Source organism: Streptomyces sp. NPDC127190 (assembly GCF_042672505.1).
Lineage (GTDB): Bacteria > Actinomycetota > Actinomycetes > Streptomycetales > Streptomycetaceae > Streptomyces.
In genome coordinates this window covers 102,867-115,551 of record NZ_JBHXVE010000026.1, presented here as the reverse complement: position 1 = coordinate 115,551, position 12,685 = coordinate 102,867, and the positions used below count along the sequence as shown (strand labels likewise).

Genomic DNA, 12,685 nt, shown 5'->3' with positions numbered 1-12,685 from the left:
TAACTCACCCCGGAGCCGTTCCACTTCCCTCAACCTCATGCAGGAAAGCTGCCCACCACCAGGCGAGAACACCCGACGTAACGAAGCACTACTAGCAGCGGTACGACAGGAGGGGCCGGTCACGGGCGCCAGAGCGGGTGTTCCCGCTTGGCCCAGGACCGGCTCACCGTGCCCGTGCGCAGGCCCCTGCGTGCCTCCGGATCGCCCAGGGCCATGCCGATGTGGCCCGCGAGGACCACGCCGATGGTCAGGGCCAGCCAGTCGTGGACGAAGGTGGCCGCGGTGCGCCACACCAGCGGCGCGAGATGGGTGAACCACATCATCAGGCCGGTGCCGAGCATGACCAGGGCGGCACCGGCGATCCAGGACGCGTAGATCTTCTGCCCGGCGTTGAACTTGCCGGCCGGGCGTGAGCTGTGGCGCCGGTCGCGGACCAGGGCGGCGCGCAGCCACACCCGGTCGTGCGGGCCGAAGCGGTTGAGCAGGCGCAGGTCGGCACGGAAGGCACGGGAGGCCAGGCCGAGCAGGACCGGGACCGGCAGGGCGAGGCCCGCGCACTCGTGGATGCGTACGACGAGTTCCCGGCGGCCCACCAGGATCGCCAGCTGCGGGATGTAGAGGACGGCCGCGGTCAGCACGCAGACGCCCATCAGCGCGGCGGTCGCGCGGTGCACCCAGCGCTGGGCGTGGCCGAAGCGGCGGATCCGGGCGCTCGGCGGGGCCGGGGTCTCAGCTCGTAGGCTCATCGGTCCGTCCGTTCGAGCGGCCGACCCAGGCGTCGACGTCGTAGCCGAGGTGTTCCCAGTAGCCGGGTTCGACCCGGTCGGTGACCGTGATCCCGGAGAGCCACTTGGCCGACTTGTAGAAGTACATGGGGGCGACGTAGAGCCGGACGGGGCCGCCGTGGTCGTGGCCGATGTCCTTGTCCTGCATGCGCAGCGCGACCAGGATGTCCGGGCGGCGGGCCTGGTCGAGGGTGAGGCTCTCGGTGTAGGTGCCGTCGAAGCAGGTGAAGCGCAGCGCCTTCGCGGAGGAGCGGACTCCGGCCGCGTCCAGCAGGTGGGAGAGGCGGACGCCCTCGAAGGGGGTGCCGGGCACCCGCCAGCCGGTGACGCACTGCACGTCCTTGACCAGCCGGGTCTGCGGCAGGGCGCGCAGCTCGGCCAGGGTGTAGCTGCGGGGGCGGTCGACCAGGCCGTCGATGGTGAGGCGGTAGTCGGTGGCGCTCCGGTGCGGCACGGAGGCGGCGACGGAGTAGTAGCGGAAGCCGCCGCCGTTGGGCAGCAGTCCGGTCAGGCCGGTGGGGTCCTGTCCGGCGACACTGCCGAGGAATCCTTCCAGGCCGCGTTGGAGCGTGGGCGCGGCGAGCACGCCGAGGGCGCCCAGACCGAGGGTGCCGAGGAAGACGCGGCGGCCGACGGGGCTGCCGCCGGGCTCCTCGGGCTGTTCAGCGTTCACGTTCTCATTCGAGCACTCGGGGCCGTACGGGGGCCAGGGGATCGGGTGGGCCGTCAGACTTCCGTCATCACTTCCTGGGTACGGCCCGCAGCGGTCCGGCGTTCACCGCCCGAGCGGTTCACTGCCCGAGCGCGCGGGCGCGGGCGGTGTGGAAGGCGGCCCGGGGGTCGCGGTGCGCGTAGGCCCAGGGTTCCGGGGTGGCGTGCCGGCCGATGCGCCGGAAGAGGGCCGCGGCCTCGGCGGCGCGGCCGGCGCAGTCGAGGGCGAAGGCGAGGTGGTTGAGGTCGATGTGGCGGCGGGGGTGTTCGTCGTGCTCCCACTCCAGCCACCAGTCGAAGCAGGCGCGCAGGATGCGCCGGGCGCGCGGGCCGGACCAGTGGCCGGAGGCGGCGGGGTCGGCCGGGGCCAGGCCGGCCGCGGCGAGGACCCGGTAGCGCTCGGCGTAGGCGACGACCGGCAGCAGGGCCAGCGGGGAGTCGGCGGGGGCCTGGGCGGCGGCCAGCTCGGCGAGGTCGTACACCTCGTGGGACTCGTCGCGGCCGCCTGCCGGATGTTCGGCGAGCCGGGCGAGGAGCAGATGGTGGCCGTGGTGGTGCTCGGGGTGGCGGCGGTGCACCTCGGCGAAGACGGCGAGCGTCTCGCGCTCCGGGCCGAGGGTGCGGGCGAGCAGCAGCCGGCCGAGCCAGGGGGTGGGGTCGGCGGGGGCGAGCGCGGCGGCCGTGGCGCAGGCCGCGCGGGCCTGGTCGGGGTCCTCCTTGCCGTGCAGGGCGCGGTGGACCAGGGCGAGGGCGAGCAGGGTGGCGGCGTCGGCGGAGCCGGGCTCGCCGTGCAGCCAGTCCCGGGCCCAGGCGGCGGCGTACGGCTCCCCGGCGAGCACGGTGAGGCGGTGGCCGCGGCGGTCCCAGTCGTCGCCGGTGCGGCGCAGCAGGGAGCGGGCGGCCTGGGGGCGGCCCTGGGCCAACGCGGCGCGGGCGGAGCGGAGTTCGGCGTCGTCGAGGGCGCCGTCGTAGGCGCCGGAGGGGTCCGGCGCGGGGTCGCCGGGCGGGTCCGTGGGGGCCCGGCCGGCGCCGAGCAGGGGCGGGAGTGGAGGCACCGCGGGACTTCCTGTTGTTCGGGCTGCCATCGACCGATCACGCACAGCAAACCCTCAGCCAAGGTTTGCGTCAAGCGGAACCGGACTGATATTGGCTTCAACTATCGGGCCTTGGGCGGCACTTGGTCTACCTGTGTGGCGTGCGCCATGGCGCCCCGCTCCGGAGGCACGCACGATGGCCGGACGACCGGGTGAACTGCCCGGTTCCGGGTACTCTCCGGGGCAATGCGGCCGCGGAGCGCTACAGTCGGCCACGACGCGTCCGTGGTCCGGCCGGATGATCGAGGTACGCAGCGTGTCCGTTCTGGTTCTCCTTCTCGCCGTGAGCGCGGCCTGCTGCCTCGGCTTCGGTTTCGTCCTCCAGCAGAACGCCGCACAGCAGGCCCCGCTCAGCGACTTCCTCTCCTTCCGGCTGCTGCTCGACCTGGTGCGGGTGCCGCGCTGGCTGGGCGGGCTGGCGCTGATGGTGGCCGGCATGGTGCTCGGCGCGGTCGCCCTCGGCGAGGGTGAGATCTCCCTGGTCGAACCGCTGCTCGCGACCAATCTGCTGTTCGCGCTCGCGCTCTCCCGCCGGCAGACCGGACAGCCGCTGGGCCGTCAGGGCTGGGCCGGGCTGGCGCTGCTCGCGGGCGGGGTGAGCGCGTTCATCCTGGCGGGCGAGCCGCGCTCCGGCAGCGCCGTCACCGATCCGCTGCGCCACTGGCTGATCATCGGCGCCATGGTGGGGGCGGCCCTGCTGCTCACGACGTACGCCAAACGGTCCCGGATGAGCTGGGGTCCGGTGCTGCTGGCCACCGCCGCCGGGCTGCTGTACGGCGTGCAGGACGCGCTGACCCGGGTGAGCGGCACCCGCTTCGCCGCGGGCGGCTTCGCCGAGCTGCTCACCGGCTGGCAGCCGTACGGGGTGCTGGCCTGCGGGGTCACCGGGCTGATCCTGGTGCAGAGCGCCTTCGAGACGGCACCGCTGCGCATGTCGCTGCCCGCGCTCACCGCGGCCGAGCCGCTCGCCGGGATCCTGTGCGGGGTCGGCTTCCTCGGCGACCGGCTGCGCACCGGTACCGGGGCGCTGGCCTGGGAGGCGGCCGGGCTCGCGGCGATCGTCGCGGGCATCGTCCTGCTCGGCCTCCACCCGGCGATGCCCTGTGGCGCACCGCAGGCGGAACCGCCGGCCCGGGACCTCCAGCGCCGCTGAGGAGCCTTTGCCCGGGTGCCGGGCTGGTTGGATACCGGTATGAATCCTGCTGACGAGATCCTCGACACCGTCGACGAGCACGACCGGGTCGTCGGCCAGTACCCGCGCGGCGAGGTCTACGCCCGCGGGCTGCGGCACCGCTGTGTGTTCGTCCAGGCCCGGGACGCCGCCGGCCGGCTCTTCGTGCACCGGCGCACCGCGACCAAGCTGGTCTTTCCCTCGATGTACGACATGTTCGTCGGCGGGGTCGTGGGCGCGGGCGAGTCCTACGACGAGGCGGCGCTGCGGGAGGCCGAGGAGGAGCTGGGGGTCACCGGGCTGCCCCGGCCGGAGTACCTCTTCAAGTTCCTGTACGACGACGGCGACGGGCAGAGCTGGTGGTCGGCGGTGTACGAGGTGCGCTGCGAGCTGCCGGTCCACCCCCAGGTGGAGGAGGTGCAGTGGCACGACTTCCTGCCCGAGGAGGAGGTGGAGCGGCGGCTCGGCAGCTGGGAGTGGGTGCCGGACGGGCTGGCGGCGTACGAGCGGCTGAAGGAGTTCCGGGCGGGCCGGTGAGGCGCCGGGGGGCCGGTGTCAGGCCTCGTCGTCCCAGTCGACCGTCACCACGATCTTGCCCCGGGTGCGGCCCTCCTGGTTGACGCGGTGGGCGTCGGCCGTGCGCTCCAGCGGGAAGGTCTCCTGCACATGCACGCTCACGACGCCCTGTTCCGCCAGCTCGGTGAGGCGGGTCAGGTCCTCGGCGTCCGGGCGGACGAAGCAGTAGCGGCCGCCGTAGCCCACCACCTCGGCGTCGGCGATCGAGGCGATCCGGCCCTCGGGGGCGAGCAGCTCGGCGGAGGCCTTCAGGGCGTCGCCGCCGACAGTGTCGAAGACCGCGTCCACCCCGTCCGGGGCCAGCTCGCGCACCCGCTCGGTCAGTCCGTCGCCGTAGGCCACCGGCTCGCCGCCGAGGCCGCGGACGTAGTCGTGATTGCGTTCGCTGGCCGTGCCGATGACGCGGGCGCCGAAGTGGGCGGCGAGCTGCACGGCCAGGGAGCCGACGCCGCCGGCCGCCGCGTGCACCAGGACGGTCTCACCGCGCTGCACCTGGAGCGCCTTGACCAGCACCTGGTAGGCGGTGAGCCCGGCCAGCGGAAGGCCGGCGGCCTCCTCGTAGGTGAGGTTGCGGGGCTTGCGGGCCAGGGTGCGCACGGGCGCGGCGACGTACTCGGCGAACGTGCCCCGGGAGAGGAAGTCCTCCCGGACGTAGCCGATCACCTCGTCGCCGACGGCGAACTCGGTGACGGCGGCGCCGGGCTGGACGACGACGCCGCTGACGTCCCAGCCGGGGATGACCGGGAAGACGGCGTCCAGCGCCGCGTCGAGGTAGCCCTCACGGCACTTCCAGTCGACGGGGTTGACGGCCGCCGCGCGCACCTTGACGAGTACCTGGTCGGGGCCGACCTTCGGGTCGCGCACCTCGCCGTACTCCAGTACATCGAGGCCGCCGTAGCGGCTGTAGCTGATGGCCTTCATGCCTTCGACCCTCCGGGGTACTCGTACGCCACGCAACCGGTATGTACCGATATACGCCGTTCGCGCGCGTAGCCTGTCCGTCGCCACACCCCCGTACCCCGTAAGGCGGGCGCCATGACCGCGCTTCACCAGGAACACACCGACCACGGGATGCACCGGCACGGCCCGGAGTGCGGGCACGAGGGCGTGCCGCACGGCGACCACCTCGACTATGCGCACGACGGTCATCTGCACCGGGAGCACGAGGGCCACTGGGACGAGTGCGAACCGGCCGGGCACTCCCCGCACGAGGGACACGCCCACGCGCACGGCGCGGACTGCGGGCACACCGCTGTGCGCCACGGCGACCACGTCGACTACCTGCACGACGGGCACCGGCACGCGGAGCACGAGGGCCACTGGGACGACCACTGAGCCCACCAGGGGCAGGGGCCGGACGGCTCCCCGGGCAGCGCGCCGGGGAGCCGTCGGCATAAGGTGGCGCCGATCACTTTCGCTTCCGGGACGCGCCACGCACTGGACGGCATACCGACCGGTCGGCATCATGAAGGGCGTCCTGTTCACCCGTTCGTAGGAGTGATGTATGAGCGCCGACCACCCGCCCGGACTCGACCTGGACCGGCTGCGCGCCCTGCTCGACCGCGACCGCCCCGGTCTGGTGGACGGCCCGCTGAGCGGACGGCTGATCGAGGGCGGACGGTCGAACCTCACCTACGCCCTCTCGGACGGCACCTCGCGCTGGGTCGTACGGCGGCCGCCGCTCGGCCATGTGCTGGCCACCGCGCACGACATGAAGCGCGAGCACCGGGTGATCAGCGCGCTGCACCCGACGACGGTTCCGGTGCCGCGGCCGGTGCTGCTGTGCGAGGACGAGGACGTGCTCGGCGCGCCCTTCTACATCATGGAGTTCGTCGAGGGCACCCCGTACCGCACCGCGCAGCAGCTCGCCCCGCTGGGCGCGGAGCGCACCCGGAACGCGGTGCTGTCCCTGGTGGACACCCTGGTGGAGCTGCACGCGGTGGACCCCGGCGAGGTGGGCCTCGCCGACTTCGGCCGTCCGGAGGGGTTCCTGGACCGGCAGCTGCGCCGCTGGGGCAAGCAGCTGGACGCCTCCCGCAACCGCGACCTGCCGGGCATCGACGAGCTGCACTCCACCCTGGGCCGCCGGCTGCCCGCCTCCCCCGCGCCCGCGGTCGTGCACGGCGACTACCGGCTCGACAACGTCCTCATCGGCGACGACGACCGGATCAGGGCGATCCTCGACTGGGAGATGTCCACGCTCGGCGATCCGCTCACCGACCTGGGCCTGCTGGTGATGTACAGCCGTCCGCTCGGCATGGCCGACTCTCCGGTGTCCACGACCGCCGAGGCCCCGGGGCACCCGTCCCCCGAGGAGCTGATCGAGCGGTACGCGGCGCGCTCGGGCCGGGACGTCTCGGCCGTCGCCTGGTACGAGGCGTTCGCCTGGTTCAAGCTCGCCGTGATCCTGGAGGGCATCCACTACCGGTACACGCTGGGCCAGACGGTCGGGCGCGGCTTCGACCGGATCGGCGACCTCGTACCCGTCTTCATCGACCACGGACTGACCACCCTTCAGGAAGGCTGACCTGCCATGGACTTCGCGTTCGACGCCACGACCGAGGAACTCCGCGCCAGGCTCCTGGCCTTCATGGACGAGTACGTCTACCCCGCCGAGGCGGTCGCCGAGGAGCAGCGGGCCGCGCTCGCCTCCCCCTGGGACACCCCCGCGGTGGTCGAGGAGCTGAAGGCGGAGGCGCGCCGGCAGGGCCTGTGGAACCTCTTCCTGCCGGACGCCGAGCACGGCGCCGGGCTGACCAACCTCCAGTACGCGCCGCTCGCCGAGATCACCGGCCGCTGCCCGCAACTGGCGCCCACCGCGACGAACTGCGCGGCGCCGGACACCGGGAACATGGAGGTGCTGGCCCAGTTCGGCAACGACGAGCAGAAGAAGCAGTGGCTGGAGCCGCTGCTCGCGGGCGAGATCCGCTCGGCGTTCGCGATGACCGAGCCGGAGGTGGCCTCCTCGGACGCCACCAACATCACCACCCTGATCGAGCGGGACGGCGACGAGTACGTCATCACCGGCCGCAAGTGGTACATCTCCGGGGCGATGAACCCGGACTGCAAGGTCTTCATCGTGATGGGCAAGACCGACCCGGACGGCGCGGACATCCGGCGCCAGCAGTCCATGGTCCTGGTCCCGCGCGACACGCCCGGTGTCACCGTCAAGCGCGCCATGCAGGTGTTCGGGTACGAGGACCACTGGCACGGCGGCCACGCCGAGGTGGTCTTCGACCACGCGCGCGTGCCCGTCACCAACCTGGTCGGCGAGGAGGGCGGCGGCTTCGCCATCGCCCAGGCCCGGCTCGGTCCGGGCCGGATCCACCACTGCATGCGGCTGATCGGCATGGCGGAACGGGCCATCGAGCTGATGTGCCGGCGGGCGGTGTCCCGTACCGCGTTCGGCAAGGCGCTGGCCCAGCAGGGCGTGGTGCAGAACTGGATCGCCGACGCCCGGGTCACGGTGGAGCAGCTGCGGCTGCTGGTGCTGAAGACGGCCTGGCTGATGGACACCGTCGGCAACAAGGGCGCCCACACCGAGATCCAGGCCATCAAGATCGCCACGCCGCGTGCGGTGGTCGGCATCCTGGACCGGGCGATCCAGCTGCACGGCGCCGGCGGGGTGAGCCAGGACTTCCCGCTGGCCGAGCTGTACGCGAGCGCCCGCACCCTGATGCTGGCCGACGGCCCGGACGAGGTGCACCAGCGGTCGCTGGCCCGGCGCGAGCTGAAGAAGTACCTGTAGCGGATGTGCGTGAGGGGCGGTCCCGTCGGCGGGACCGCCCCTCAGCCGTGTCCGGGCAGGGCCTTTCTCGGACGCCCTACGGGCGCAGGGCCCGCAGCAGCAGGTCGGCGAGGTGGTCGGCGACCTGCTGCGGGGTGAGCGGGCCGCCCGGGCGGTACCAGGTCGACAGGTGGTGGACCGAGCCGAAGTGGTAGTCCACGACCAGGTCGGCCGGGGTCGCGGTGGAGAAGACGCCCTCCTTCTGGCCCTCCTCGATCAGCGCCCGGAAGCGTTCGTGATAGCGCCGGCGCTCGGCCCGGACCTGCTTGTTCTTCTCCGGGCTCAGATGGTGCATGGAGCGGAAGAAGATCATCGCGTCGTCGAGGTTGTCGATCGTGGTGACGACCACGTCCGCCGCCGCGTCCCGGAGCCGCTTCTCCACCGGCGCGTCCATCCGGGCGAAATGGTCCAGCCGCTCCTGCTGGACGCGCAGCACACGCGCGTACACCTCGTGCAGCAGGTCGTCCTTGGAGCCGAAGTAGTGGTACAGCGCCCCCTTGGTGACGCCGGCCGCCTCCACGATCTCCTGCACGGAGGTGCGGTCGTAGCCCTGCTCGGCGAAGAGCCGGGTGGCGGCGGCGAGGAGCCGCTGCGGGACGGGAACCCCGTCTCCGTCCGTCGTCCTGGGCACTGCCGCCACCTGCCTTTCCGTTCGGGTCATCGGGTCTTCGGCGTCCGGGAACGCAGTTCCCGACGGAGGATCTTGCCACTCGCCGTCTTGGGCAGGTCGGCCAGGATCTCCACCTGACGCGGATATTTGTAGGCGGCCAGTCTCTCCTTGCAGTACACCGCGAGTTCATCGGGGTCCGCCTCCGCGCCCGGGCGCAGGCTGATATAGGCCTTGACGGTCTCGCCGCGGTAGCCGTCGGGGACGCCGACGACGGCCGCCTCGCGCACCGCCGGATGGGTGTACAGGACGTCCTCGACCTCGCGGGGCCACACCTTGAAGCCGGACGCGTTGATCATGTCCTTCTTGCGGTCGACGACGTACAGCCAGCCCTGGGCGTCCATGAACCCGATGTCGCCGGTGCGCAGCTCGCCGTCCGGGAAGGTCTCGGCGGTGGCGTCCGGGCGCCGCCAGTAGCCGGGCACCACCTGCGGTCCGCGGACGACGATCTCGCCCTGCTCGCCGAAGGGCACCTCCGCGCCCGACTCGTCCAGGATCCGTACGACGGTGTCCGCGCCCGGCAGGCCCACCGACAGCGTCCCGGAGACGGGGTCGACGGGCGCCTCCAGGCCGGGCGGCACCGCGGCGCAGGGGGCGGTGCACTCGGTGAGGCCGTAGCCGACGCGGATGTACGGCCCGAACCGCTCCCGGAACGCCTCCACCAGGGCCGGTGGCACCGGGGCGCCGCCGGAGGAGATGTTGACGAAGGAGGCGAAGTGCTCGCGGGTGACGTCCGGGTGGGCGGCCAGCGCCATGTACGCCGTGGACGGGCCGACGGTGTAGTGCGGGCGGTGCTCGGCGAACGCCTCCAGGACGACCCCGGGCTCGAACCGGTAGGTGAGCACCAGGGTGCCCGCACCGGCCAGGCAGGCGCCGAACTGGCAGACCATGCCGGTGATGTGGAAGAGGGGGGCGAGGGCGTAGTAGACGGGTGCCTCGGGCAGCCCCAGGCCGGTGCGCTGGCGCTCGGCGTTGTGCATGATGTTGGCGTGCGTGTTGGTGGCGCCCTTGGGGGTGCCGCTGGTGCCCGAGGTGTAGCTGATCAGGGCGATGTCGCCCGGGCGCGGGTCCCGGCCCTCGGGCGCCCGGCCGCCCTGCCGGGCCACCGCGACCAGGTCGTCGGCGTCGGCCGCCTGGGGCAGCCGCTCGAAGGCCAGCACGCGGGTGTCGTCGCGGGTCTGGAAGTCGCGTTCGCACGCGGTGAGCACGATCCGCACCGGCGACTGCGCGGCCGTGCCCCTGAGGTAGGACTCCCAGGCCCGGTCGGAGCAGATCAGCGCGGCCACCTCGCCGTCGGCGAGGACATGGCCGACCTCGCCCGCCTTGTACATGGGGTTGACCGGGACGACGGTGGCCGCGGCCTTCCAGGCGCCCAGTACGGCGAGCACGAAGTGCGGGGAGTTCTGGAGCAGGACGGCCACCCGGTCGCCGCGCTCCAGCCCGCGCGCGGCGAGGTGGGCCGCGACGCCGTCGCTCAGCTCGTCCACCTCGCGGTAGCTCAGCCGGGCGTCGAAGTAGGCCAGGAAGGTGCGGTCGGGGGCCTCGGCGACTGCGGCGCGCAGGGCGTGCACCAGTGAGTCGGCGGGGTCGACCGGCGCCCGCTGGGCCTCGGTGAGCAGGGCGAGCCAGGGCCGGGCCGCGTATCCGGAGGTGGTCATCGGCCCTCCTCCCAGCTGCGCTGGACGCGGTTCATCCCGCGCAGCCAGCGGTCCGGGTCGGCGGCCCGGCCCTGGTAGTAGCCGGCCACCTCGGGGTGCGGCAGGATCAGGAAGCGGTCCTCCTCGATGCCCTGGAACAGGGCGTCCGCGACGGCCTCCGGCTCGATCGCGTTCGGCTGGAGCACCAGCTCTCCGGCGCTGCCGGTCGCGACCAGCATGTCGGTCCGGACGCCCTGCGGACAGATCGCGTGCACCTTCAGGCCCCGGTGCCGGTACGTCAGCGACAGCCACTCGGCGAAGGCGTAGGCGCCGTGCTTGGTGACGCTGTACGAGGGAGCGCCGATCATGGTGAGCAGCCCGGCGGCCGAGACGGTGGCCACGAACCGGCCCCGGCCCCGCTCCAGCCAGTCCGGCAGCAGCTCATGGGCGGCCCGCACATGCGCCATGACGTTGACGTCCCAGGACAGCGCCCAGGTCTTCTCGTCCAGCGGCCCGCCGTCGCCGCCGTCCTCGAAGGCGACACCGGCGTTGGCGCAGTAGACGTCCACCGTGCCGCCGAGCGCGTCGCGGGCGGCGGCCACGATCGTGGAGGCGTCCCCCGGCAGGGCGATCCCGCCGATCTCCTCGGCGACCGCCTCGGCCTTCCCGGCGTCCAGGTCGTTGACCACGACTCTGGCCCCCGCGGCGGCGAACCGCCGGGCCAACGCGGCCCCGATCCCTCCGCCCGCCCCGGTGACGACCACTCCGGCATCCTGCACGGCTTCCACCATCGGTCTCCTTCGACACGACTGCGACACGCCTGCGACGACTTCGACACGACGCGACTCGGCTCAGCGAGCGACAGACTAACCAGTCGGTATGTGTAAAAGGAAGGGTCGCCGCACCAACCTCACAGGGGCGACCCACACCCTGCACCCGACGGAGACCACCCATGCCGCTCCCCCTGTCCCGCAGGAACCTCCTCGCATCGGCCGGCCTCGCGGCCGTCCCGGCCCCCGGACACCGGGCCAAGCCGCGGACCGGCTTCGAACGGCTCGCGGCCGACGGCTACGCGCTGCTGAACGGGCAGCGCGTGGGCGTCGTCACCAACCCCACCGGCGTCACCAGGGACACCACCCACATCGTCGACGTGATGCACCAGGACCCCCGGGTCCGGCTGACCGCGGTGTTCGGCCCCGAACACGGATTCCGGGGCACCGCGCAGGCGGGCGGCTCCGAGGGCCGCTCCACCGACCCGGCGACCGGCCTGCCGGTGTACGACACGTATCTCAAGAGCGGACAGGCGCTCGCCGACATCTTCACCGCCGCCGGTGTGGACACCGTCGTCTTCGACATCCAGGACGTCGGCGCCCGCTTCTACACGTACATCTGGACGCTGTACGACTGCATGGAGGCGGCCGCGCTGGCGGGCAAGCGCTTCGTGGTCCTGGACCGCCCCAACCCGGTGACCGGGCGTACGGCCGAGGGGCCGGTGCTGCACCGGGAGTTCGCCAGTTTCGTCGGCCGGCAGCCGATCGCGCAGGCGCACGGGATGACCGTCGCCGAGCTGGCCCGGCTGTTCGACGGGGAGTTCCTGGGTACGCCCGTCGCACTGGAGACGGTGACCATGACGGGCTGGCGGCGCGAGGAGTTCTACGACGCCTGCGGGCTGCCCTGGGTGCCGCCGAGCCCCAATATGCCGACCCCGGACACGGCGCTCGTGTACTCGGGCACCTGTCTGTTCGAGGGCACCAGCCTGTCCGAGGGGCGGGGCACCACCCGGCCCTTCGAGCTGCTCGGCGCCGAGGGGCTCGACGGCCGCTGGGCCGCCGCCGCGAACGCCCTGGACCTGCCCGGGGTGCGGTTCCGGGAGGCGTACTTCGTGCCCGCGTTCTCCAAGTTCCAGGGGAAGACCGTCGGCGGGGTGCAGATCCATGTGACCGACCGGGCCGGCTACGACCCCGTGCGCACCGGGATCGGGCTGCTGGTGACCGCGCGGAAGGTGTGGGACGGCTTCGCCTGGCGGCCGGACCACTGGATCGACCGGCTCACCGGCTCCGACCGGGTGCGCACGATGATCGACGCGGGGGCCGGCACCGACGAGGTGACCGGCGCCTGGCAGGACGAGTTGGCCGCCTTCCGGCGGGTTCGAAAGGAATATCTCCTCTACAGGTGAGGCGCCGGGTATGGCCAACTTCGCCCCCGCGCAGGACGATGCGTCCGCGACGCATCGTTTCAGGGGGGACGAGGGAGCCTG

At 72.8% G+C, this 12,685-nt stretch carries 13 protein-coding genes; 6 read left to right on the top strand and 7 right to left on the bottom strand.

Going from position 1 to position 12,685, the window contains the following annotated elements; genetic code table 11:
- Positions 1–119 precede the first annotated feature (119 nt).
- The 3 genes from ACFVIU_RS31220 to ACFVIU_RS31210 form a co-directional block, all read right to left on the bottom strand.
- Entirely contained in the window at positions 120–746 is a 627-nt protein-coding gene (locus ACFVIU_RS31220; protein WP_385846603.1) for a cytochrome b/b6 domain-containing protein, read from the bottom strand.
- A complete protein-coding gene (locus ACFVIU_RS31215) occupies positions 730–1,458 on the bottom strand; it encodes a molybdopterin-dependent oxidoreductase (protein ID WP_385846602.1) in 729 nt (242 codons plus the stop codon). The genes ACFVIU_RS31220 and ACFVIU_RS31215 overlap by 17 nt, the downstream gene beginning before the upstream one ends.
- 118 nt (positions 1,459–1,576) lie before the next feature.
- On the bottom strand, positions 1,577–2,551 hold the full coding sequence (locus ACFVIU_RS31210) for a hypothetical protein (RefSeq protein WP_385846601.1): 975 nt from the start codon (positions 2,549–2,551) through the stop codon (positions 1,577–1,579).
- Positions 2,552–2,846: 295 nt separating this feature from the next.
- On the opposite strand from ACFVIU_RS31210, the gene ACFVIU_RS31205 reads away from it, so the two are divergent.
- Both ACFVIU_RS31205 and ACFVIU_RS31200 read left to right on the top strand, forming a co-directional pair.
- The gene (locus tag ACFVIU_RS31205) at positions 2,847–3,743 is read left to right on the top strand and encodes a DMT family transporter (protein ID WP_385846600.1); all 897 of its coding nucleotides are present in this window, start codon (positions 2,847–2,849) and stop codon (positions 3,741–3,743) included.
- A gap of 39 nt (positions 3,744–3,782) precedes the next feature.
- A complete protein-coding gene (locus ACFVIU_RS31200) occupies positions 3,783–4,298 on the top strand; it encodes an NUDIX domain-containing protein (protein ID WP_385846599.1) in 516 nt (171 codons plus the stop codon).
- 18 nt (positions 4,299–4,316) lie between these two features.
- Here ACFVIU_RS31200 and ACFVIU_RS31195 read toward each other — a convergent pair whose 3' ends face one another.
- Positions 4,317–5,258 carry an NADP-dependent oxidoreductase gene (locus ACFVIU_RS31195; protein ID WP_385846598.1) on the bottom strand — a complete coding sequence of 314 codons (942 nt, stop codon included), beginning with the start codon at positions 5,256–5,258 and terminating at the stop codon, positions 4,317–4,319.
- A 114-nt stretch (positions 5,259–5,372) separates the two neighbouring features.
- Between ACFVIU_RS31195 and ACFVIU_RS31190 the strand changes: the two genes are divergently transcribed.
- The 3 genes from ACFVIU_RS31190 to ACFVIU_RS31180 all read left to right on the top strand — a co-directional run bounded on the left by ACFVIU_RS31190 (position 5,373) and on the right by ACFVIU_RS31180 (position 8,085).
- Positions 5,373–5,672 (top strand): hypothetical protein, encoded by a 300-nt coding sequence (locus ACFVIU_RS31190; protein ID WP_385846597.1) that lies wholly within the window; start codon positions 5,373–5,375, stop codon positions 5,670–5,672.
- Between the two features lie 169 nt (positions 5,673–5,841).
- Positions 5,842–6,864 carry a phosphotransferase family protein gene (locus tag ACFVIU_RS31185; RefSeq protein ID WP_385846596.1) on the top strand — a complete coding sequence of 341 codons (1,023 nt, stop codon included), beginning with the start codon at positions 5,842–5,844 and terminating at the stop codon, positions 6,862–6,864.
- A gap of 6 nt (positions 6,865–6,870) precedes the next feature.
- Positions 6,871–8,085 carry an acyl-CoA dehydrogenase family protein gene (locus tag ACFVIU_RS31180; protein ID WP_385846595.1) on the top strand — a complete coding sequence of 405 codons (1,215 nt, stop codon included), beginning with the start codon at positions 6,871–6,873 and terminating at the stop codon, positions 8,083–8,085.
- A gap of 76 nt (positions 8,086–8,161) precedes the next feature.
- Here the strand turns inward: ACFVIU_RS31180 and ACFVIU_RS31175 are convergent, their stop codons facing one another.
- From ACFVIU_RS31175 to ACFVIU_RS31165, 3 genes are read right to left on the bottom strand one after another with little or no spacing between them, the layout of a single operon-like run.
- On the bottom strand, positions 8,162–8,755 hold the full coding sequence (locus ACFVIU_RS31175; RefSeq protein WP_385846594.1) for a TetR/AcrR family transcriptional regulator: 594 nt from the start codon (positions 8,753–8,755) through the stop codon (positions 8,162–8,164).
- A 26-nt stretch (positions 8,756–8,781) separates the two neighbouring features.
- Complete coding sequence (locus ACFVIU_RS31170; RefSeq protein ID WP_385846593.1) at positions 8,782–10,449, bottom strand: class I adenylate-forming enzyme family protein; 1,668 nt, start codon at positions 10,447–10,449, stop codon at positions 8,782–8,784.
- A complete protein-coding gene (locus tag ACFVIU_RS31165; protein ID WP_385846592.1) occupies positions 10,446–11,219 on the bottom strand; it encodes an SDR family oxidoreductase in 774 nt (257 codons plus the stop codon). Before ACFVIU_RS31165 ends, ACFVIU_RS31170 begins: the two co-directional genes overlap by 4 nt.
- A 161-nt stretch (positions 11,220–11,380) precedes the next feature.
- Here ACFVIU_RS31165 and ACFVIU_RS31160 point away from each other — a divergent pair, with 161 nt between their 5' ends.
- The gene (locus ACFVIU_RS31160; RefSeq protein WP_385846591.1) at positions 11,381–12,604 is read left to right on the top strand and encodes an exo-beta-N-acetylmuramidase NamZ domain-containing protein; all 1,224 of its coding nucleotides are present in this window, start codon (positions 11,381–11,383) and stop codon (positions 12,602–12,604) included.
- Positions 12,605–12,685 lie beyond the last annotated feature (81 nt).